General features: G+C 73.7%; 20 protein-coding genes. 12 read left to right on the top strand and 8 right to left on the bottom strand.

Annotation, left to right across the window (positions count from 1 at the left end):
- Positions 1 to 21: 21 nt before the first annotated feature.
- Together ABZ945_RS13970 and ABZ945_RS13965 are read left to right on the top strand one after the other, a co-directional pair.
- Entirely contained in the window at positions 22 to 795 is a 774-nt protein-coding gene (locus ABZ945_RS13970; RefSeq protein ID WP_361268040.1) for an IclR family transcriptional regulator, read from the top strand.
- 37 nt (positions 796 to 832) lie between these two features.
- A complete protein-coding gene (locus ABZ945_RS13965) occupies positions 833 to 1162 on the top strand; it encodes a putative quinol monooxygenase (protein ID WP_361268037.1) in 330 nt (109 codons plus the stop codon).
- 78 nt (positions 1163 to 1240) lie between these two features.
- Here the strand turns inward: ABZ945_RS13965 and ABZ945_RS13960 are convergent, their stop codons facing one another.
- On the bottom strand, positions 1241 to 1519 hold the full coding sequence (locus ABZ945_RS13960) for a hypothetical protein (protein ID WP_361268034.1): 279 nt from the start codon (positions 1517 to 1519) through the stop codon (positions 1241 to 1243).
- Complete coding sequence (locus ABZ945_RS13955) at positions 1516 to 1704, bottom strand: hypothetical protein (RefSeq protein WP_361268031.1); 189 nt, start codon at positions 1702 to 1704, stop codon at positions 1516 to 1518. The genes ABZ945_RS13960 and ABZ945_RS13955 overlap by 4 nt, the downstream gene beginning before the upstream one ends.
- Before the next feature lie 176 nt (positions 1705 to 1880).
- Here ABZ945_RS13955 and ABZ945_RS13950 point away from each other — a divergent pair, with 176 nt between their 5' ends.
- Together ABZ945_RS13950 and ABZ945_RS13945 are read left to right on the top strand one after the other, a co-directional pair.
- A complete protein-coding gene (locus tag ABZ945_RS13950) occupies positions 1881 to 2708 on the top strand; it encodes a helix-turn-helix transcriptional regulator (RefSeq protein ID WP_361268155.1) in 828 nt (275 codons plus the stop codon).
- Positions 2705 to 2908 carry a DUF397 domain-containing protein gene (locus ABZ945_RS13945; RefSeq protein WP_361268028.1) on the top strand — a complete coding sequence of 68 codons (204 nt, stop codon included), beginning with the start codon at positions 2705 to 2707 and terminating at the stop codon, positions 2906 to 2908. The genes ABZ945_RS13950 and ABZ945_RS13945 overlap by 4 nt, the downstream gene beginning before the upstream one ends.
- Positions 2909 to 2976: 68 nt before the next feature.
- On the opposite strand, the gene ABZ945_RS13940 is transcribed toward ABZ945_RS13945, so the two are convergent.
- Both ABZ945_RS13940 and ABZ945_RS13935 read right to left on the bottom strand, forming a co-directional pair.
- Positions 2977 to 3906 (bottom strand): RNA polymerase sigma-70 factor, encoded by a 930-nt coding sequence (locus ABZ945_RS13940; protein ID WP_361268025.1) that lies wholly within the window; start codon positions 3904 to 3906, stop codon positions 2977 to 2979.
- A 30-nt stretch (positions 3907 to 3936) separates the two neighbouring features.
- Positions 3937 to 4413, bottom strand: coding sequence for a carboxymuconolactone decarboxylase family protein (locus tag ABZ945_RS13935; protein ID WP_361268022.1), 477 nt, complete (start codon positions 4411 to 4413; stop codon positions 3937 to 3939).
- Positions 4414 to 4547: 134 nt separating this feature from the next.
- Between ABZ945_RS13935 and ABZ945_RS13930 the strand changes: the two genes are divergently transcribed.
- Positions 4548 to 5180 (top strand): class I SAM-dependent methyltransferase, encoded by a 633-nt coding sequence (locus ABZ945_RS13930; RefSeq protein WP_361268019.1) that lies wholly within the window; start codon positions 4548 to 4550, stop codon positions 5178 to 5180.
- A gap of 89 nt (positions 5181 to 5269) precedes the next feature.
- Here ABZ945_RS13930 and ABZ945_RS13925 read toward each other — a convergent pair whose 3' ends face one another.
- Positions 5270 to 5455, bottom strand: a complete 186-nt coding sequence (locus ABZ945_RS13925) for a hypothetical protein (RefSeq protein WP_361268016.1) — start codon at positions 5453 to 5455, stop codon at positions 5270 to 5272.
- A 306-nt stretch (positions 5456 to 5761) separates the two neighbouring features.
- On the opposite strand from ABZ945_RS13925, the gene ABZ945_RS13920 reads away from it, so the two are divergent.
- Both ABZ945_RS13920 and ABZ945_RS13915 read left to right on the top strand, forming a co-directional pair.
- Positions 5762 to 6514 carry a helix-turn-helix transcriptional regulator gene (locus tag ABZ945_RS13920; RefSeq protein WP_361268013.1) on the top strand — a complete coding sequence of 251 codons (753 nt, stop codon included), beginning with the start codon at positions 5762 to 5764 and terminating at the stop codon, positions 6512 to 6514.
- Entirely contained in the window at positions 6511 to 6981 is a 471-nt protein-coding gene (locus tag ABZ945_RS13915) for an NUDIX domain-containing protein (RefSeq protein ID WP_361268010.1), read from the top strand. The genes ABZ945_RS13920 and ABZ945_RS13915 overlap by 4 nt, the downstream gene beginning before the upstream one ends.
- A gap of 10 nt (positions 6982 to 6991) precedes the next feature.
- Here the strand turns inward: ABZ945_RS13915 and ABZ945_RS13910 are convergent, their stop codons facing one another.
- Positions 6992 to 7948 carry a helix-turn-helix domain-containing protein gene (locus ABZ945_RS13910; RefSeq protein WP_361268007.1) on the bottom strand — a complete coding sequence of 319 codons (957 nt, stop codon included), beginning with the start codon at positions 7946 to 7948 and terminating at the stop codon, positions 6992 to 6994.
- Between the two features lie 82 nt (positions 7949 to 8030).
- Here ABZ945_RS13910 and ABZ945_RS13905 point away from each other — a divergent pair, with 82 nt between their 5' ends.
- On the top strand, positions 8031 to 8624 hold the full coding sequence (locus ABZ945_RS13905; protein ID WP_361268004.1) for an MBL fold metallo-hydrolase: 594 nt from the start codon (positions 8031 to 8033) through the stop codon (positions 8622 to 8624).
- 76 nt (positions 8625 to 8700) lie between these two features.
- Here ABZ945_RS13905 and ABZ945_RS13900 read toward each other — a convergent pair whose 3' ends face one another.
- Positions 8701 to 9444, bottom strand: coding sequence for an alpha/beta hydrolase (locus ABZ945_RS13900; RefSeq protein WP_361268002.1), 744 nt, complete (start codon positions 9442 to 9444; stop codon positions 8701 to 8703).
- A gap of 143 nt (positions 9445 to 9587) precedes the next feature.
- Positions 9588 to 12500 (bottom strand): helix-turn-helix domain-containing protein, encoded by a 2913-nt coding sequence (locus ABZ945_RS13895; RefSeq protein WP_361267999.1) that lies wholly within the window; start codon positions 12498 to 12500, stop codon positions 9588 to 9590.
- Positions 12501 to 12599: 99 nt separating this feature from the next.
- On the opposite strand from ABZ945_RS13895, the gene ABZ945_RS13890 reads away from it, so the two are divergent.
- From ABZ945_RS13890 to ABZ945_RS13875, 4 genes are all read left to right on the top strand, one after another.
- Complete coding sequence (locus ABZ945_RS13890) at positions 12600 to 13781, top strand: helix-turn-helix domain-containing protein (RefSeq protein WP_361267996.1); 1182 nt, start codon at positions 12600 to 12602, stop codon at positions 13779 to 13781.
- 643 nt (positions 13782 to 14424) lie between these two features.
- A complete protein-coding gene (locus tag ABZ945_RS13885; protein WP_361267994.1) occupies positions 14425 to 16050 on the top strand; it encodes an AbfB domain-containing protein in 1626 nt (541 codons plus the stop codon).
- Complete coding sequence (locus ABZ945_RS13880) at positions 16047 to 17159, top strand: hypothetical protein (RefSeq protein ID WP_361267991.1); 1113 nt, start codon at positions 16047 to 16049, stop codon at positions 17157 to 17159. The genes ABZ945_RS13885 and ABZ945_RS13880 overlap by 4 nt, the downstream gene beginning before the upstream one ends.
- Before the next feature lie 131 nt (positions 17160 to 17290).
- Positions 17291 to 21376, top strand: a complete 4086-nt coding sequence (locus ABZ945_RS13875; RefSeq protein ID WP_361267988.1) for a hypothetical protein — start codon at positions 17291 to 17293, stop codon at positions 21374 to 21376.
- The last annotated feature ends 1 nt before the right edge of the window (position 21377 follow it).

The following is a 21377-nucleotide window of genomic DNA, read 5'->3' as shown; positions in this document are numbered from 1 at the left end:
GGCATGGGCAGCATGGGCGGTGTGAGTACCGGGCCTCAGTCCGTCGATCGGGCGCTGGGGATACTCGACGTGGTGGCCGAGGCGGGTGGGCCGGTGGCGGCGAAGACACTGGCGCGGCGGCTCGGGTGCTCGCTGTCGACCGTGTACCACCTGCTGGGGCCCCTGGTCGAGCGCGGGCACCTGGTGCGCGCGGCGGGCGGCGGGTACGCGCCGGGGCCGCGGGTGGCGGCGCTGCACCGGGCGTTCCGGAGGCACATGGGGGTGGCGCCCGCGGTGGGCGAGGCCCTGGCGTGGCTGCGGCGTGAGAGCGGGGCGGAGGCGTATTTCACGGTGCTGCGGGACGGCCGGATCACCGTCGTCGACAGTACGGCCCCGGCCACCGGTACGGCACACCCCTTCGAGCCGGGCCCGGAGGTGCGGGCGCACGCCACCGCGCACGGCAAGGTGCTGCTGGCGCAACTGGGGAGCGGGGCGCGTCGACGGTATCTGACCGAGCACGGGATGGCGCGGTTCACCGACCGGACGATCACCGAGGCGGGCCGGTTCGAGAGCGAGCTGGCCGGGGTGCGGGGACGGGGGTTCGCGGAGTCGGTGGGCGAGGCTGACCCCGCCTACACCTGCCTGGCGGTGGTCGTGCCGGGGAGCGGTGAGGGCGCCGTACGCGCCCTGTCGGTGTCGTTGCCGACGGAGCGGTTCGCGGGTGCGCGGGGGAAGGCGAGGGCGGCCCTGGCGGATTGCGTACGCCTCTTCTCCGCACGCGCGTTTTCCGACGGTGCCGGAAACCCCGGCGGGTGAGCTGGACGGCGGGCCGGGGCCGGAGCACCGTGGAGGCATGATCTTCATCGTCGTCAGGTTCACCGTCCGTCCCGAGTACGCCGATCAGTGGCTCACGCTGGTGGACGACTTCACCCGTGCCACCCGCGCCGAGCCCGGGAACCTCTTCTTCGACTGGTCCCGGGACGTCGCGGACCCGCACCGCTTCGTGCTGCTGGAGGCGTTCGCGGACTCGGACGCGGGCGCCGCGCATGTGGGGTCCGCGCACTTCGCGGCCGGCCTTGAGGCGATGGCCGGCGCCATCGCGGCCACGCCCGAGATCATCAGCCAGGAGCTGCCGGGCCGCACCGGATGGGACGCCATGGCGGAGTTGACCCCCCGGGCCTGAGCCCCGGGCCCTCCGTCAGTCGACCCGACCGCCCGCGCCCCACCCCGGGGACGCGGGCGGTCGTGCGCTGTGCGGCCATCAGCCCTTCGCCGTCTCGCGGTCGTCCTCCGCCGCCGTCTCACCGTCGTCCTCCGCCGTCTCACCGTCGTCCTCCGCCGTCTCACGGTCGTCGTCCGGGCGGCCGTCGTGTACGGGGTGGCGGGTGATGTAGATCCGGCAGTCCACCGCCCGCGAGTAGTCGCCCCACCGCTCCGCCTGGGTGGCCTCCGCGCGCAGCTCCCGGCACCGGTCGCACCCCGCCTCCGCCGCTTCGGCGGCATCGCGCCGGTAGCGCTGCTCCGCGTCCTGTCCGCTCACAGCAGGGTCCCCCGGCTCCGTGCGTTTCGCCGCGCGGTCTCGGCGTGCAGCCGCTCCCCCGGGGTGGCCGGCCGGGTGTCGGTCGGCGCCACCGTCCAGCGCAGCCCGCCGGTGACGGGGCGCAGGAACCAGAGGCCGCACCAGACGCCCCGGAACTCCCCGATGCGGTCCAGCGTCACGTCCACCAACAGCGTTCCGGGCGCGGGAGTGGACGGCCACTGCCGCCCTCCCGCACAAACGTACCTATCGGGCACGGCAATTCCTCTCCGTGATGTTTCTGCTACTCACGGGATGGAGAGTGACCCACCGAATGAAGACGCTTCAACTTGTCAAAAAGGAAGGGAAAGTTGGTGACGCCCCCGTGAACCGCAAGCGCTTGGACCCGGCGAGCTCCCCGCAGGCGGCCTTCGGGGTGCGTTTGCGCAGCGCACGTGAGGAACACGGCTGGACACAGGAGGAGCTGGCGCAGCGCCTCGGGTACTCCAGCACCCATGTGTCGTCGGTGGAAACTGGTCGCAAACCTCCAACCTTGCGTTTCGCGAAAAGTTCAGACGTGGCCTTCGGAACCGGCGACATGTTCGAACGGCTGTACCGCAAGGTACGGAATTCCGGTCTGCTGGAAGGCTTTCCGCAGTTCGTGGAGCGCGAGGCGGAGGCGGTGGAGATCCGGCTGTACGAGGTCGGTGTCGTGCCGGGGTTGTTGCAGACGGAGGAGTACGCGACGGTGCTGGCAGAGAGTGTCGTCCGGCGCGGGGCGATCTCCGAGGAGCAGGCGGAGGAGCGCGTCACGCTGGTCGCGGAGCGGCAGGCCGCCCTCGTACGGACACCGTCCCCCTGGGTTTTCGCCGTGCTGGACGAAAGTTGCCTGCGCCTATCGGTAGGTGCGCCCGATGTCATGCGCGCCCAGTTGGACCGGCTGCTGGACTTCGCCGAGCTGCCGAACACCACCCTCCAGGTCGCCCCGTTCGCCATGGGCGAGCGCCGGACGATCCGACTGCCGCTCTACATCCTGACGCTGCCGGACCGCTCGCTGCTCTCCTACGCGGAGTCCGCCCAACAGGGCCATCTGGAGCGGGACAACGCATTCGTCGTGCCCCTGCTGACGGCATACCATCAGCTACAGGCTGACGCGCTCTCCCAGGCGGAATCCGTGGCCTTGATCAGCGAGTTGCGAAAGGGCATCCCGTGACGACCGAATCCCCCCGCTGGTACACCTCCTCGTACAGCGACAACGGTGGCGCTTGCGTCGAGGTCGCCACCAACCTCGTGCCCACGCGCGGCACCGTCCCCGTCCGGGACTCCAAGGTGCCGGGTGGGCCGGTGCTGGGCTTCCGTGCCGAGGCCTTCGCCGCGTTCGTGGGCGGGGTCAAGGCCGGGCGCCCGATCTGACGCGCCGCAGCCCGGTCCCGTACTCGCTGAGGAGGTACGGGGCCGGGCTGCCGTGCGTCGTACGGGGGTCAGCGGGAGCGGCGGCGGGCCTGCTGGATCTCCTGGTGGGCCGCCCAGGCGTCCGCCACCGGGCCGAGGTGGCCGAGCTTGTCCGGGTTGATCACCGAGCGGATGGCCTGCACCTGGCCGTCCAGCACGTCCAGGACCATGGTGCTGAACACCTTGCCGGTGCGATCGCGGAAGACGGCGCCCGGCTGGCCGTTGATCTCGCAGGGCTCGTACGCCATGTCGATCAGCGCCACGTTCTCGACGTAGGAGCCGAGCAGGCGGGCCACCTTGTCGGCGCCGACGATCGTCCGGGCCAGGGCGGGCGCCTTGCCGCCGCTGTCGCCGGTCATCTGGACGTCGGCGGCGAGCAGTCCGCGTAGGCCGTCGAGGTCGCCGTCCTTGAGGGCGTCGAAGAACCGGGTGGCCAGCTCGACCCGTTCCCGCCGGTCCGCCGCGAAGCGGGGCCGCCCCTCGCGCATGTGCCGCCGGGCCCGTACGAGTAGCTGGCGGCAGGCGGACTCGGTGCGCCCGGTCGCCTCGGCGATCTCCTCGTAGTCGAAGGCGAACACCTCCCGGAGGACGAACACCGCCCGTTCGAGGGGGCTGAGGCGTTCCAGCAGGAGCAGGGCGCCCATCGAGACCGAGTCGGCCAGTTCGGCGGCGCGGGCGGGGTCCTCGTACGGGTCGCTGAGCAGCGGTTCGGGGAACCAGGGGCCGACGTACTCCTCCCGGCGTACGCGAGCCGAGCGGAGTACGTCGATGGCGATCCTGGTGACGGTGGTGGAGAGGTACGCCTTGGTGGAGTCGGGCCGGGTGGTGGAGGCGGCGTAGCGGAGCCAGGTCTCCTGGACGGCGTCCTCGGCTTCGGCGACGCTGCCCAGGATCCGGTAGGCGATCGAGAACAGCAGCGGTCGCAGGCCCTCGAACTCCTCCGCCTTGTCGTCGGTCACGCCGGGTCCTTTCGTCAGTCCGCCAGTGGGCTAGTGGTTGAACTGGCCGGGCTGGTAGTCGCCGGCCGGGACGCGGGCGATGATGTTGAGGCGGTTCACCAGGCCCATGAAGGACACCAGCAGCGCCAGGGCGGTGAGTTGCTCGGTGTCGTAGTGCTGGGCGGCCCGCTCCCACACCTCGTCGCTGACGCCCTCGCCCGCGTCGGCGACCCTGGTTCCCTGCTCGGCGAGCTCCAGCGCGGCGCGCTCGGGCTCGGTGAAGACGGTGGCCTCCCGCCAGGCCGCGACCAGGTGCAGCCGTACCGGGGACTCCCCCGCCGCGGCGGCCTCCTTGGTGTGCATGTCGATGCAGACGGCGCAGCCGTTGATCTGGCTGACCCGCAGCGCCACCAGCTCCTGGGTGGAGGTCGGCAGCGCCGAGTCCTTGATGATCCTGCCGGAGGTCGCGATGTGCTTGAAGATCTTGCCGGCGGTCTCGCTGGAGAAGTAGTCGAGTCGCGCGTCCATGGGTCCGTCCTCCTGGGTGGTGTGCTGGGTGGGCTGTGCGGAGTGGCTACACCCATGGGACGAGACAGCGCGGACGGGTGTGACACGTCGCCGTGGGTAGGGCGTGCTCCCTTTTTCCCCGTAGCGTCCCTCCCGTGCTGAAGCATCAGGAGGAGACCAGAGCGGCCTACGACGGGGTCGTGGAGCTGTACGCGTCGATGTTCGCCGGGCGGCTGGAGGCGCAGCCGTTCGCGCGGGCGATGGTGGGCACCTTCGCCGAGCTGGTGCGGGGGACGGGGAATGCGCGGGTCGCCGATGTGGGGTGCGGGCCCGGGCATCTGACGGCGATGTTGAGTGAGTTGGGGGTGGAGGCCTTCGGGGTGGATCTGTCGCCGGGCATGGTCGCGCATGCCCGGCGGGCCCATCCGGCGCTGCGGTTCGGTGTGGCGCGGATGGAGGAACTTCCGGTCGGGGGCGGCGTGTTGGGAGGGGTGCTGGCCCACTATTCGATGATCCACACCCCGCCCGCGGAGCTGCCCGCGCTGCTCGCCGAGCAGGCGCGGGTGCTGGCGCCCGGGGGGCTGCTCCTGGTGTCGTTCTTCGGGACCGAGGGTCCGCCGGAGCCGGTCCGCTTCGACCACAAGGTGGCGCCCGCGTACAGCTGGCCGGTGGACCGGTTCGCCGAGTTGCTGGCCGGGGCGGGGTTGAGCGTCTTCGCACGGTTGGTCCATGACCCGGACTCGGAACGGGGCTTCCTGGACGCCCACTTGCTGGCTCGGCTGGGGTAGGGCGGCGCGCGCTGAGATCCCCGCGGGGCGACGGTGCCCCCCCGCAGGGACCTGCGCGGGCTACCGGCTCACTGGCCGCCGCCCCCGTCCTACGGGGCGGGCGCGGGGTCCCGGGGTGCCTCCGGGGGCATCGGGCCGCCGTCGTGCCTGCCGCCGTCCGCCATGGCGGCGGTCAGCGGGGTGCGGGCCCCGTCCCCGGGGTGCCGGAAGGGGATTCCGCGCCACCCCTCGGCGTCCGGCGCCCTCGTCTCGTACGAATCGAGCACCACGCTCATTCCACCAGCCTCCTCTTCGGTGAGGGGCCACACCGCCGCCGTGCATACGACGGTCGGCGGTGCGGCCTGCGATGCGCGGGGGACGGTCGGCGTCGCCCGCGTCGGTCACCCGCCCCGGCGCTCGACCTGTCCAGGGCTTCCGTCACCGGGGCGGGAGTTCGGGGCTCTGCCGGTCAGCCGGTAGCCCCAGTCGATGAGACTTCATCACTTTCCGAGACAGTGGAACCACTCAGTGTGGACAATCAGGGACGTCCCGGGGTGGACGGAACGTCCCTACCGGTGTTGCGGAAGCAGAGGGAGCGTGGCGTGCCGAACGAGAGGCTGCGGGCCGCCATGGCCGCACGTGGATGGACGCACGCCGGGTTGGCGGCGCGGGTGGATGTGGACCCCAAGTCGGTGGAGCGCTGGGTGAACCTGGGCCGCGTTCCGCGTCGCGGCACCGCCTTCCGGGTCGCGGAGGCCATAGGAGAGGACGTGTACGCGCTGTGGCCGGCGTTGCGGCAGGCTCGCGCGGCACGAGCCGTCAGCCCGGAGCTGGTGGGGCTCTTCGAGCAGCGGGCGGAGCTTCCGGTGTCGGTGTTCGCCGACCTCTTCACCCAGGCCGTCGAGCACATCGACGTGCTGGTCTACGCCGCCGTGTTCCTCCACGAGTCGTACCCCCGGCTCACCGAGGTGCTCCGCGAGCGAGCGGCGGAGGGTTGTTCGGTGCGGATTGCCGTCGGTGACGCCGACAGCCCCAATATCCGACAACGCGGAGAGGAGGAGCGCTTCGGGCATGGGATCGAAAGCCGCTGCCGGCTCGCGGTGGAGCACTACCGGCCGCTGCTCGGGGTGCCCGGCGTCGAGCTGCGCACCCATGGCACCACCCTGTACAACAGCCTCTACCGTGCCGACGACCAGCTGCTGGTCAACGCTCATGTGTGGGGGACGAACGCGTACCGGGCGCCGGTCTGGCATCTCAGGCGCTGTGACAAGGGCGGTCTGTTCGACACCTACGCGGAAAGCTTCGACGCGGTCTGGCGTACGGCGACCCCGATGGAAGGACACGCTGACCGGTGAACCGCACCGAGTTCTACGACGATCCGGACGCACCCGAGCCGAACAGCCTGGTGGTCGCCGCCTCGGCCGTCGTGACGGACGAGGCGGGGCGCGTCCTGCTCCAGCGGCGCAGGGACAACGAGCTGTGGGCGCTGCCCGGTGGGGGCATGGAGAGGGACGAGTCGCTGCCCGGAGCGGCCGTACGAGAGGTGCGGGAGGAGACCGGCTACGACGTGGAGATCACCGGGCTGGTCGGCATGTACACGGACCCCCGCCACATCATCGCGTACGGCGACGGGGAGGTGCGGCGGCAGTTCAACGTGTGCTTCACGGCACGTATCACCGGAGGGTCCCTGAAGGTGTCGGAGGAGTCGTCGGAGGTCCGGTTCGTCTCGCCGGAGGAGATCGAGGGGCTGCCGATGCACCACACCCAGCGGCTGCGGGTGCGGCACTTTCTGGAGGGGCGGTCCACTCCGTACCTGGGATGAGGAGGCGCTGTCACGGCGTGCTGGTGAAGGAGCGGCGGTAGGAGCGGGGTGGGATTCCTCGGCGGCGTACGAACTGTTCGCGCAGGACGGCCGCGCTGCCGTAGCCGACGCGGTGGGCGATCTCCTCGACCGGCAGGTCGGTGGTCTCCAGGAGCTCTTCGGCGCTGCTCAGGCGCAGGGTCCGCAGCCAGGCGTGCGGGGTGGTGCCGGTCGCGGCGGTGAAGCGGCGGGTGAAGGAACGCTTGCTCATCAGGGCGCGCCGGGCCAGTTCGGCGACGGGAAGCGGCTGGTGGAGGTTCTCGCGGGCCCATGCGAGCACGTCGGTGAGGCGTTCGTCGCGGCAGCTCTCGGGGACGGGGGCGGCCAGGTACTGGGCCTGCCCGCCGTCGCGGTGGGAGGGCAGCACCATGTCCCGGGCGACGCCGTTGGCCATCGCGGCTCCGTGCTCCCGTCTGAGCAGGTGCAGGCAGAGATCGAAGCCGGCGGCGGCTCCCGCGCCCGTGACGACACGGCCTTCGTCGATGTAGAGGGCGTCGGGTTCGACGGTGATACGGGGGTGGCGGTCGGCGAGCAGGTCGGCGAACCGCCAGTGGGTGGTGGCCCGCCGGCCGTCGAGCAGTCCGGCGGCGGCGAGCGCGAAGGTCCCGACGCAGTGGGCCGCGACCAGTGCGCCGCGCTCGTACGCGGTGGACAGGGCGTCGAGCACGGAGGGAGGGGGCGGTGTGCGGAAGTCGGCCCAGGGCAGGGCGATCACCAGGTCGGCGGAGGCGAGCCGGTCCAGGCCGTGGGTGACGGCGAGCGGCACGCCGAGGTCGGTGGGGACCGGGCCGGGCCGGTCGGTGCACAGGGCGAAGTCGAAGCCGGGCAGCGCCTCGCCGTGCGGGCCGAAGACCTCGGCGACGATGCCGACCGCGAGCATGCCGACAGCGGGTGGGACGTAGGCGGCGACGGTCGCGAAGGGAGGCATGGAGGGAGTGTGGCACTAATCCTGCGATAGGTGGCAGGTGTGCCACTCGTGAACGGCTCGGGAGATCACGAGTATTGAGGGCATGACAGACGCACCGCTCGGGCGCAGCGCCGAGTACACGATCCTGACCACCGGATACGTCGGTTCCACCGGCCCGGGAGTCGCCGCCACCGTCTCCTATGTCTTCGACGCCGGCCGGCATGTGATCTTCGATCCGGGCATGGTGGCGAGTGTGGACGACATCCTCGTCCCGCTGGAGAAGCTGGGGCTCGGCCCCGACGACATCACCGACGTGGTGCTCAGCCACCACCACCCGGACAACACCATGAACGTCGGCCTGTTCCGCCAGGCCCGGGTGCACGACCACAAGGTGGAGTACCTCGGCCACCAGTGGACGAACCGGGACGCGGAGGGGTACGAACTCACCCCGTCGCTGAGGCTGATCCGCACCCCGGGGCACAGCGCCGAGGACATCACGCTGCTGGCGGGCACGGAGTCGGGAGTCGTCGCCTTCGCCGGTGACCTGTGGTGGCACGCGGACGGCCCCGCGGACGACCCGGTGGCTCCCGACCGCGAGGTGCTGCGCGCCTCCCGGCTCCGGGTGCTGGCCGCCGCGGACCTGATCGTGCCCGGCCACGGCGGCCCGTTCAAGGGGGACGACTCCACCCCGCGGTGAGCGCGGGAGGGGGGCCTTGTGGCCTTGGGGCTCGGCCTCCGGCTGCCTACGGGGGTGGCAGCCGGGAGCCAGGGGCTCAGGCAGCGGTGGCGCGGACCGCCTGGAGGATCAGGGCGGCGACCTCCTTGGGGCGGGAGACGGCGACCGCGTGGGAGGCGCCCTCGGCCTCGACGACGGTGGCTCCGGCCCGCTTGGCGGCGAAGCGCTGGACCTCGGGGTTGATGGCCTGGTCCGCGGCGGCGACCAGGGCCCAGGAGGGCTTGGTCTTCCAGGCGGCGGCGGAAGCGGGCTCCTCGAAGGCGGCGGCGGCGAGGGGGCGCTGCGCCAGGGCGAGGATCTCCGTGGTCTCGGTGGGCACATCGGCGCCGAAGACGGTCGGGAAGGCGTCCGCGGCGAGGGTGACCTCCACGGCGGGCTCGGCACCGGGGACCGGGTAGGTCCACTGGCGGAGGTTGCTCACCAGGGACGTCGCCGGGAAGCCGCCCTGGAGTTCGCCGAGGCTCTCGCCCTCCTCCAGGACGTAGGCCGCGATGTAGACGAGGCCGGTGACGTTCTCCTGGGTGCCGGCCACGGTGATCAGCGCGCCGGCGTAGGAGTGGCCGACCAGGATGACGGGGCCGTCGATCTGGGCGGCGACGGAGGCGATGTACGCGGCGTCGGAGGCCAGACCGCGCAGCGGGTTGGGCGGGGCGATCACCGGGACGCCCTGGCCGCGCAGTTCGGCGATGACGCCGGACCAGCTCGTGGCGTCGGCGAAGGCCCCGTGGACGAGCACGACGGTGGGGGTGGAGGGGGAAGGGGAAGGGGAAGGGGCGGTCATGGAGGGCTCCTTGGGATCGGGGTGCGCGCCGGCACGGGGCCGGTGGGGTCTCACCGTAGGAGCGGTGGTGGAGGGGGAGTTGACGGTCGGCGCAGTGGTTGTGGCCTCGCCGCGCAGTGTCGGGCCGGCTCCGTCGGGGGCGCTCAGTCGGCGTCCAGGCGGTCGAGTCGTTCGCGGGCGTGGGCGAGGCGGGTGGGGTCGGCCTCGGGGCCGAGGGCGAGGCAGCGGGCGTACGCCTCCCGGGCCCCGTCGGGGCGGCCCGCGGAGAGCAGGATGTCCGCCAGCACCGTGATCTTCCGGCTGAGCATGGCCGTGTTGCCGCTGGCCAGGCAGACGTCGATGGAGCGGCGCAGGCAGCTGACGGCCTCGTCCCACTGGCCCAGGAGGCCGTGGCACTGCCCGATTCCTCCGAGCAGTTCGTGCCGGGCGAAGCCGGCGATATGGGCGGGCAGGTGGTCCTGGTGCTCGTCCAGGTAGGAGAGGGCGGCCTGGTATCCGGCAAGGGCCTCCGTGGTCCGCCCACTGCGGCGCAGGGCGTTGGCGCGGCCGTGGAGCGACTGGAGGGTGCCGTTGAGGTCGCCGGCGGCTTCGAAGAGGCGGGCCGACTGCTCGATGTGGTCCAGGGCGGCGGCGGCCCGGTCCAGCCGCCCGTAGGCCAGTGAGCGGTAGTGGTGCGCCCACGCCTGCTGGACCAGGTCGCCGGCGCGTACCGCGGCGTCCAGGGCCCGGGCGGCCAGGGCCAGGCCCTCCTCCGGCCGGCCCTCGCAGACGGTCACCGCCCAGGAGTGGTAATTGAGTTGGGTGGCCTCGGCGAGCGGGTCGCCCAGGGTCTCGGCGGACCGGGCGGCGGTACCGAAGACCTCGGGCCAGTGGCCCCAGAAGATCCAGTGGTCGGAGAACCAGTGCAGCGCCTCGGCCACTTCCACCACCCGGGCGTGGTCGCCGGCCACCGCGGCGGCGCGCAGGGCGGCCAGCCAGTTGGCGCTCTCGGCTTGCAGCCAGCGGCGGGCCTCGGCGGGGTCCGCCAGTACGGGATCGTTGTCGGGGTCGGGGTCGGGGTCCTGGTCGGGCTCGTACCAGCGGCCCGCCCGTACCGTGGTGTCCAGCAGCCAGGCGTACAGCGCCGCCCGGGCCGCCTCGGTGTCCTCCGGGCGGTCCTCGACGGAGAGGCGGGTGCGGGCGTACAGGCAGAGCAGGTCGTGCAGCCGGTAGCGCTCCCCGGACGCGCCCAGCAGCCCGGCCTCGACCAGCTCTTCGAGGGTGTCCTCGGCGTCGAACGGGTCCTGCCCGGTGAGCCGGGCCGCACCGGCCACCCCGGTGTCCTGGCCGGGGACCAGGGCCAGGCGGCGGAACATCAGCGCGGCGGCGGGGCCGAGATGGCGGTACGAGAGGTCGAAGGCGCTCGCCACGCTGACGTCCCCGGCGGCCAGTGCGTCCAGCCGCCGGTGCTCGACGGCCAGCCGCCCGGCCAGTCGGCGCACCGGCACATCGGCCCGGGTGGCCAGCCAGTTGCCCGCCACCCGCAGGGCCAGCGGCAGATGGCCGCAGTACCCGGCCACCGCCGCCAGCGCCTCGGGGTCGGCCGCCGCGCGCCCGGGGCCGGCCAGGTCGGCCAGGAACCGGATCGCCTCCGGTGGGCTGAGCGCGCCCAGCGGCAGCCGGTGGACGCTGTCCAGCCCGGTCAGCATGCGGCGGCTGGTGACCAGCACCATGGCCGGTCCGGACCCGGGCAGCAGCGGGCGGACCTGCGCCTCGTCGCGGGCGTTGTCCAGCACCAGCAGGCACCGGCGCTCGGCCAGCACCCGCCCGTACAGCTCCCGTAGGCCCTCCGGACCGGCGTCGAGCAGCTCGCGGTCGGCCACGCCGAGGGACTTGAGCACCCCGAGGAGCAGTTCGGTGGCGCCGGGCGGCTCCTCGTCCACACCGCGCAGGTCCACCACGAGCCGGCCGTCCGGGAAGAGGTCGCCGAGCCGGCGGGCGGCTTGCAGGGCGAGCGTGGTCTTGCCGGCGCCCGGCTGCCCGCTCACCGTCACCACCACCGGCTGCCGGGGGGCCTGGGACGGTGCCCCGGTGGGCACCGGGGGCCGGGGGGCCTGGGGCGGCATGGCCGTCACCGGCTGGCCGGGAGCCTCCGTCGTCGCGGCCACCGGCTGCCCGGGGGCCTGCGGCGTTTCGGTCGGCGCCGGCTGCCCGGAGGCCTGCGCCGCCATGGCCGTCACCGGCTGCCCGGGAGCCTCCGCCGTCGCGGCCACCGGCTGCCCGGGGGCCTGCGGCGTTTCGGTCGGCGCGGGCTGCCCGGAGGCCTGCGCCGCCGTGGCCGTCACCGGCTGCCCGGGAGCCTCCGTCGTCGCGGCCACCGGCTGCCCGGGAGCCTCCGCCGTCGCGGCCACCGGCTGCCCGGGGGCCTGCGGCGTTTCGGTCGGCGCCGGCTGCCCGGAGGCCTGCGCCGCCGTGGCCGTCACCGGCTGCCCGGGAGCCTCCGCCGTCGCGGTCGTCGGCTGCCCGGGAGCCTCCGCCGTCGCGGCCATGGGCTGCCCGGGTGCCTGCGGCGCCCCGGTCGGCGCCGGCTGCCCGGAGGCCTGTGCCGCCGTGGCCGTCACCGGCTGCCCGGGAGCCTTCGCCGTCCCGGTCGTCGGCACCGGCCCGCTGGTGGCCTCGCCTGACGTGGCCTGGGCGGCCAGCCGTTCCAGCAGGGCCAACTCCGCCTCGCGGCCGGTGAAGTCGTCCACGCCCCGGGGCAGGGGCAGGGAGCGGGCTCCGGTGGCGGGGGCCCCGGGGACGCGGGGCGGGCGGGCGGCGGCCTGTAGTCGGCGGTGCTCCTCCGGGGTCAGGCGCAGGGCTTCGGCGAGGGCGGTCACCGTGCGGCGCTGCGGGGTGGCCCGCCGCCCCCGCTCCAGGTCACCGATGCCCCGCGCGCTCAGCCCCGAGGCCTCGGCCAGGCCCTCCAGGGTCAGCGCTCTCGCCAGCCGCAGACTCCGCAGCAGCGCCCCGAACGCGGCCGTGTCCTCCCCCGCCGAACCCGTTCCCCCGGAGCCGCCCTGTCCCTGTTCCCGCACGATTTCCCGTACTTCTTCCTGTGCTTGTGCCTGTAGTCGTTCCTGGTGGGTCCCGGAGCCTATGTGGTCACATATCGCTCCGGAACGATCGGAGGAACAGTGTCCCCTGAGTCGCCTGATCCTGCTCCCGTCGGTCTCGTCGCCACCGCAGGTCTGGACACCGCGCCGCTTCCCGCATGCGGGGACCGGGCGGAGCTCTGGCACGAGGCGGTGTCCCGGGCGTTCGTCCCGCTCGATGTGCGGTTCCTGGAGGCGGCCCCATCTCCCGGGCGCATCGTCAGCCGGCAGCTCGGTCCCGTACAGGTGTCCCGGGTCGAGGCGGGGCCGCAGGCGGTCACCCGCAACCGGCGGCTCATCGCCCGGGGCGGCGACGACTTCCTCATCCTGAGCCTCCAGCAGCGGGGTGCGGCGCTCAAGGACCAGGACGGGCGGCAGTCGCGCATCGAGCCGGGGCAGTTGTCGCTCTCCGATCCGTCGCGGCCGTTCCGCAAGGAACTGCGGTGCGCCTTCCGGTTCCTCTCCTTCCAGTTCCCCCGGGCCGATCTACGGGTACGGGACGGCGACCTGCGGGCGGTGACCGCGACCGCGTTCGCCCGCACCGACGGCTGCCACCGGCTGGTGGCGTCCTATCTCTCCCGACTGGGGCGGACCGCCGCCGAGTTGGAGGGGCCGATGGGCCACCAGCTGGGCAGGACGGCACTGGACCTGCTGGCGATGCTGATCGACGAGCGGTGCGGGCGGTTCGCCCCGCAGGCGCCCGACCGGGCCGCGGCCCTGCTCGTCCGGGTGAAGGACCACATCGTCCGCCACCTCGGCGACCCCGGTCTGTCGCCGGCCACCATCGCCGCCGCGCACTTCATATCCGTTCGCTATCTGCATGTGCTGTTCCGCGCTGAGGAGTTGTCGGTGGGCCGGTGGATCCGCGCGGAGCGGCTCACGCGCTGCCGCCAGGACCTGCTGGAGCCCGCCGCCGCCCGGGACGGTGTGGCGGCGGTCGCCCGGCGCTGGGGCTTTGTGAGTCCGAGCCACTTCAGCCGGGCCTTCCGGGAGGAGTACGGGATGGCGCCGCGCGACTGGCAGAAGTGGGCGAGCGAGCGGAGACGGGCGGCTGGGGACGGAGGTCAGAAGACGTTGACGTCCACGACCCGCCAGGTGGTGCCGATCCGTCCCGCCCGGACCCAGGTGTATCCCTCGGGGCCGTCGATGTCGACGCGGACGGATTCCTCGATGCCGTCCCCCGGGTCGTCCCCGGTGTCGTCCTGGTCGCCGTCGATCCGGTAGGCGCCCGGATCGTTGACGCGGGCCGGCCGGCGGAAGGGGGTCAGCACGGTCCCGGCGATCACGCGGAGGGCCTGGCCAGTGATCATGGCGCACCCTGGCAAGGGGTCCGGAGGGTGAAGGGTCCGCCCGTCCCGGCTGCGCGCGCTCACCCATCGTTTTCGGACAAGAGTGGCCGAGATCATCTCACCGGAGATCACCGATCTTGATAGGGTCGTGGCGACTGCGTTGAATGACCATCTACGCGACATGGACGCGGGGCCAATGCGCCCTGCTGTCTGGACCGCCCTCCCCGGAGGGCGGGATTTCGGGGGGAATGAGTTGCGGAATTCATCGGGGAATCGTCCTCATACGACCAGGCTGCCGGAGGCCGCGCCCAGCGTGCCGTAAGCCCTGGTCAGGCACATCACAGCAGGATCACCTCGGGCCGTCGCGCACCAGCGTGACGTCGCCCTCGCACCCGTACGTCTGACGCTCGCCATGCCCGAGCGTCCGGCCGGGCTGCCCGGTTTCCGAAATGGCGCCAAGCCGTCACCCTGACCTGCCCGGTCTTTCGGCGTACCCGGCGGAGGGCTCCCTTTCCCATGCTCTGGTGCACCCCCTTTTGCGGAATACGAAGCGGAATACGAAGAGGAAAGAGACGCGCATGCGAAGAAGCGCTCCACACCAGGTCCGCGCCACCGTGCGGCGCGGTGCCGTGGCCACCACCGCCGTCGCCGCCGTCCTCGCGGTGAGCGGCCAGAGCACCGTGTCCGCCGCTCCGGTGCCGGCCGCGCCGGTGTCCGCAGGCCTGGCGGTCCGGGCGGCGGCGGACGCCGGCACCATCGGCACCGACGAGACCCAGCGGGTGAACGCGGCGGCGGTGGTGGGGCTGGACCCCACCGCGGACATACTGCTGCTGTCCGACAGCGACTTCATCCACGCGCTGTGGCGGAAGGCGAACGAGGCCGGGGAGCGGCTGGAGTCGGTGCGCACGGCGGCCGAGAAGGCCATGGCGAGCACCGTGGACGCGGACCATGTGGCGTTCATCGTCACCGGCATCCACGAGGCGCACCAGCAGGACAAGCAGCGTGAGCGGGACAAGGCCGAGGCCGAACGGGCGGCGCGGCTGGCACGGCAGCAGGCGCTGCTGGCCATCGGCATCCCGAGCACCCCCGAGCTGCTGGGGCTCAGCGACGACAACTTCATCCGGGCGATCCTGCGGCACGAGGCCTCCGGTCCGGAGGTGCGGGCCGCGGCCACCCGGGCGCTGCTCGCGGACGCGGCGGCCTGGCGGGAGTTCATCGTCAACGGCGCGCGCGAGGCCCACAAGAAGGACGTGGCCAAGGAGCTGGAGGAGCTGGAGGAGAAGAACCGCAAGGAGGCGGAGCTCCGCAGGAACCAGGCCGCGCGCAAGAACGTGGCCGCGCTGTTCCGTATCCCGATCTCGCAGAGCCTGCTCGACATGAGCGACGACAACTTCATCCGCGAGATGCTGCGCCTGGCGCCGGCGGACCTGAAGAACTCCGAGCTCTACCGGGCCGCCCAGAAGGCGGTGCTCAGCACCAAGGCCGCGGACTGGCTGGACTTCCTGTACACCGGCGCGGACGCGGCCTACAAGCGCGACGACGCGGCCCGGCGGGAGAAGCTGGCGGAGGCCAACCGGGTGCTGGCCCGGCAGATCCTGGACACCGCGAAGAAGAGCCCGTTCAACCCGTATCTGGTGTCGTCGGCGGAGAAGGCGCTGGCGGCCGGTGACGTACAGGTGGCGGAGTTCCTCTCGGAGGCCGGCCAGCGGCGGGCCCGGCGGCAGTCGCTGTCGCTGCGGGTGGAGAAGAGCCCCGCGGAGAAGTGGCTGCCGGTGTACCACTCGGGGGTCAACGGCGCGGCGGCCACCGTCGGTCCGGTGTCCCCGCAGAACGTCCCGCTGCGCGGGGCCGCCACCTGGCTGGTGCTGCCCGCCCTCTCGGGGAAGGCCGGCTGCTTCTCGTTCGAGGCCGCGAGCAAGTCCGGCCACTACCTCAAGGGCACCACGGACGAAGGCCTGGTCGTCCTGGGAGCGAACAACAACACCGCGGCGTTCAAGAACAGCGCCACCTGGTGCCCGGACCTCCAGGGCTGGGTGCCCGGCAAGACCTCGGCGGCCTGGTTCCTCTGGCAGGGCGCCAAGGAGCGCTACCAGGTGAAGGTGAACGCACGGAACGAGCTGTTCACCGCCGGCTGGTACGGCGAGTGGCGCGACCTGCTGACCGCCTACCCGGCCTGGGAGGTCACCCCTCCCCTGGCGCCGTGAGCACCCGGACGAGGTTGGCCGCCCGCGCAGTCCTCGCCGCGGTGGTGCTGCCGGTGGTGGCGGCCGGCCCGGCCCACGGCCAGGACCTTCCGCCTACGCCGGTGGCGGCGGTGGCGGTGGCGGTGGCGAGTGAGTCGGACGGCGCGCGGGCGGCGCTGGCCGCGGCGGCGGCCGGGGCGCGCGAACAGGTGCGGCGGATCGCCCTGTCGGGGCTGCCGGCCGAGCTGCGGACCTCGGCGTGGAACGCGCTGCGCAGCACCCGCGGGGACGCGGCGATCGCCGAGTGGCTGGCACCGGGCGGGGGTTACGACCTGGCCAAGCAGCGGCTGCGGGACTCCCGTACCCGCAACCGGCAGTTCTGCGAGCGCGTGGTGGCCACCCACCCGGCCGCCTTCGCCCCGGCCACCCGGGCGGGCGCGGAGAAGGCGCTGAAGGGTACGGACGCCGACCGGGCCGCCTTCGTGAAGAGCGGCTACGCCCAGGCGCAGGCCAAGGACCGGGGTGCCCGGGAGGCGGCGGCCACCGAGCAGCAGGCCGTACGGGCCAAGGACCGCGAGTTCGTCGCCGGGCTCGCCACGCACGACCCGGGCGAGCAGGTGCGGGTGGCGGCGCAGTGGGCGCTGCGGCCGGGCGCCGGGGACGAGGACGTCCGCGAGTTCTACGGGTTCGGCTGGGTGAGCGGTGGGGCGCTGGACCTGGAGGGGCACCGGCTGCGCACCGCGGAGTCCGAGGCCCTGCGCCACCGGACGCTGACGCTGCTGCTCAAGGCCGCGGTCGACGCCGAGGAGGCGCTGCGCGGCGCCTCGGACGCCGCCGCGGCCCGTGCGGAGGCCGAACGCGCCTGGCAGGCCGTGGCCGCGCACGCGCAGGGCGCCGAGACGGCGTGGCTGGCGGAGCAGGCGCAGGCCGGGCGGCAGGCGGAGGCCTGGCGGGGCGTGCAGGCCCTGGCGCGGGGCTCGGCGGACGAGTTGTGGAAGCGCATGGCGGACCCGGCGGGCGAGAACGAGCGGTCCTGGTCCCGGGAGCAGCAGGACGCCGTCGGCTCCGCCGCCTTCTGGCAGGACATCCTCCGCCAGGCCCGCGAGGGCGGGACCCGGGTGGCGGGCTGACCGCCGCCGCGCCGGGAGCGGCCGTTCCGCCGAGAGGGTCGGCGGGCCGCCGCGCACCGGGTGCTCCGGACCGTACACCGGGCCGGAGCACCCGTTCTTCGTCATCCATTCCGAAGGAAAGGGACGCTCCCATGAGGGGGATACTCCGGCCAGGTGCCGGAAGACGGACCGAGGCCGAAGGACGGGCCGGGGCCGGAAGGGGGATCGGCCGTCTGCGGGCAGCCGCCGCCAAGGCCGTCTCGGCGGCGGTGGCCGCGGCGGTGCTGGGCGGGTTGACCACCCCGGCCCAGGCCGCGGCGCCCGAGGCGCCGGTGGTCGCACCGTCGGCCGCCGTGCTGCTCGCGTCGGCGCTACGGGCGGAGGCGGACGCTCCGGCGCCCGGCGCGCCCATGACCTCACTGGCCCGGCTCAGCGCCGACGCCGACCGGCGACTGGTCGAGGACTACGCGGAGTTCGACGAGGAAGAGGAGGTACGCGAGGCCGCCAGGAAGGCGCTGGAGAGCACCGACCCCAACGCCATCCGCGACTTCCTGGAGCGCGGCGAGGCCGAGGCCCGCAAGCGGGCGCAGGACAAGCGGAACGCCGCCGACACCGAGAACCGCAAGCAGATCGAGGCCCTGCGCGGCACCGGCGGGCCGTACTTCAACGCCGAGGTCGAGCGGGTCCTCAAGGGCACCGCCCGGGACCGCGCGGACTTCCTCGCCTTCGGCGCGGAGATCGCCCGGCAGCGGGACAAGACCACCGAGGAGAACGAGCGCAAGCGGGCCGAGGAGCTCCGCAAGCGGGTCGAGATGCTGGCCGCCAGCGGCGGCCCCGAGGTGCAGCGGGCGGCCAGGATCGCCCTGGCCACCGGTGACGACAAGGCCATCGCGGAGTTCCTGGACAAGGGCTACCAGGTCGCGGCGCAGAAGGACGCCGACGAGCGGGCCGCCCGGGAGAAGGAGCAGAAGGAGGCGCTGGAGGCGGCGGAGCGGCTGCGCAAGCTGGCCGACGACACCGCCCGCGCCGCCCAGGCCCGTACCAAGCTCATCGCGGTGCACGGGGACGCCGTACGGGCGTTGAAGAACGCCTCCAACGCGATGAGCCTGGCGGCCGCCGCCTCCCGCGAGGCGGACCGGATGCTGTCCGCGGACAAGGCGGGCAAGCGGCTGTCGGACTACACCGAGGTGAAGAAGGACGCCGCCCGGCAGGTCGGCTTCGCCGACACCGCCGCCAAGCAGGCGCAGGTGGCCGCCGGGCAGGCCAAGGTGCAGGCCGACATCCTGGTGGAGACCGGACTGACCTACGGGGTCCAGTGGTCCCAGGTCGCCACCGGTATCGCCGCCGCGGCCGACGCCGCCCACCGCGCCGCCCAGACCGCCCGGCACGCCATCGACGCCACCGCCGCCGACGCGGCCGGGCTCAACGCCGCCAACAAGGCCGAGCTGCACGCCAAGCAGGCCGAGGCGTGGCGCGCCAACGCCCAGGAGCACGCCAAGGCCGCCGCCGCCATGGCCCGGCAGGCCGAGGCCCAGGCCAAGATCGCGGCCGACGCCGCCGCCAAGGGCCGCCAGGCCCGGATCGACGCGGAGCAGGCGGAGAAGGACGCCTGGGCGCATGCCCAGAAGACCCGCGACGCCCGGGTGGTGGCCCAGAACCAGGCGAAGATCGCCGCCGAGCAGCGGGGCATCGCCCAGCGCGAACGGGAGCTGGCCGCCGCGGCCCGCGTCCGGGCGGAGCAGCAGCAGGCCGCCGCGGCCGAGGCCCGTGCCCGCGCCGACGCCGAGGCCCGTACCGCCTCCGCCAAGCGGGCCGAGGCCCAGCAGGCCGCGACCAAGGCCTCCGAGGCCCGGGGCCGGGCCGCCGCGCAGGAGGGCATCGCCGCCACAGCCGACGAGAAGGCCCGGGGCGAGGAGACCAAGGCCCGCAAAGCCCGGGAAGCCGCCGCGGCCGCCGAGCGGGAGAACAACGCCCAGCAGGCCCGGCTGCGGGCCACCGAGGCGGTGGAGGCGGCCACCCGGGGCACCGAGGGCTCCGAGGCCGCCCGGGCCGCCGCGGACGCCGCGCGCGCCGACGCCGCGACCGCCAAGCAGGCGGCGGGCTCTGCCCGTTCGGCGGCGAACGCGGCCACCGACGCGGCCCTGCGCTCGCGCTCCGCGGCCATCGAGGCGGCGGGCGCCGCGGCCCGGGCCCGGGCCGCCGCCACCGAGGCGACCGCGCACGCCTCCCGCGCCAACGCCGCCGCCGGCAAGGCCGAAGCGGCCGCCTCCATGGCGAACGCCGCGGCGAACAAGGCCCGTTCGGAGGCCGCCGCCACCCACTCGGCCGCGCTGCGCGCCAACTCCAAGGCCGCCGAGGCCACCGCGCAGGAGGGCCGGGCCGGAATGGCCGCCCATGAGGCCGTGCGCCTCGCCGGGCTCGCCGCCATCCGCGCCAACCAGTCCCTCCAGGCGGCCCACCGCACCCGGGACGAGGCGGACGGCGCGACCCGTGAGGCCGCCATGGCCCAGCTCCAGGCCGCCGTCGCCGTCCAGGCGTCCGCGTCCGCCCGCTCCACCGCCGCCGGCATCGCCGACCCGGCCAACACCGCCATCGCGCTGACCGCCCCGTTCTCCGGCACCGACGTCGGCGCTGATCTGGCGGCCGAGGTGGCCAAGGCCGCGATCTCGACCGGCCAGGCGGAGGTGGCCAAGGCCGAGGCCCGGGCAGTGGAGGCGGTCAAGGCCGCCGACGCCGCCAAGGCCGCCGCCGACCGGGCCAACGCCCAGGTGGCACCCGCGTTCAAGGCCGCGGCGGACGCCGCCCGGTCCTCGGCGGACGCCGCACGTTCGTCGGCCGCCGCGCTGAAGTCCGCGGCCCAGGCCGCCGAGGAGGGCGCCAAGGCGCGGGCCGCCGCCGCCCGCGCCGACCAGGCCGACGCCCAGGCCAGGGCGGACGCCGCCCTCGCCCGGCAGGCCGCCGAGCAGGCCTTCGCCGACGCCACCGCGGCCCGTACCGCCGCCACCCAGGCAGAGGTCGAGGCGGAACGCGCCCGCGGTGCCGCCACCCGCGCGGAGAACGAGGCCGCCGCCGCGAGCAGCGCCGCCGCCCTGGCCGAGCGCGAGGCCGCCACGGCCCGGAGCGCGGCCACCCAGGCGGAGCAGGACGCCGCCGACGCCGGCAAACTCGCCGAGTCCGCCGAGGCGCACGCCAAGTCGGCCGAGGAGGCGGCCAAGAACGCCAACACCCACGCGGAGGAGGCGAAGAAGGCCGCCGAACGCGCCGAGGAGGCCGAGCGCGAGCGGCAGCGCAAGGAACTGGCCGAGGCCGCCAAGCCGAACGCCAAGTACACCGACCCGCAGCCCGGCGGCGGGGGCAGTGAGCCCGGCAGCGGCACCGAGGCTCTGGAAGCGCTGATCCTGCGGATGGCCACCGAGTACGCCCTGGAGCAGGCCGGGCTGAGCGAGGAGGAACTGGCGCTGGCCCGGGACCTCTCCGGCCAGGACCTCCTGGACTACCTGATGGACAACGGCGCCGAGATCCTGGTGGAGCTGTTCCTGGCGGACATCAAGGAGTGCATCGACGACCCGGACATCGGGATCTGCATCTGGGCCATCGTGCAGAACGCGGGCCCGGTCAAGCTGGTGAAGATCGGCAGCAAGCTGCCGAGGATCAGCAAGGCCGTCTGGGGCATCAAGGGGTTCCTGGAGAAGGTCAACAAGGCCCGCAAGAAGGTCGACGCCTTCACCGAGAAGCTGGAGGACGCCAAGGAGAAGCTGGACCGGCTCGGTGTCAGCTGCGACCGCGACTCCGGCGGCGGCAAGCCCGGCAAGCCGGGCAAGCAGTCGAAGGCGCCGGCCGGCCGGCTGTCCGCCGCGCCCTCCGACGACAAGCCGAAGCCCAAGCCGGACACCGACTGCACCTTCCCCATCTTCCGGACCCCGAAGACCGTGGACGTGGCCTATGAGAAGCTGCACGGCCCGAATCCGGTCCGGGGGGCGGAGGAGGGGAGCAACGGCCTGGTGTACTTCGGCGAGCAGAGCGTCGCCGCGGAGTACTGGGGGCGTGGCACCTACGCCTCCGGGATGTACCGGTACGACATGGATATGAAGTTCCTGGTGCAGTTCGCCAAGGCGGCCAAGCGCTATGACTGGAAGGGACCGAACGGAAGCCCCAGGATCGAGTGGGAGATCGAGTACAAGAGGCTGGACGAGTTCAACTCCCTGACCGTCGACCGCACCTGGATAAAGAAGCCGTGAG

The organism is Streptomyces sp. NPDC046887 (assembly GCF_040644755.1).
Lineage (GTDB): Bacteria > Actinomycetota > Actinomycetes > Streptomycetales > Streptomycetaceae > Streptomyces > Streptomyces lichenis.
This window is presented reverse-complemented; position numbering and strand designations above follow the sequence as displayed.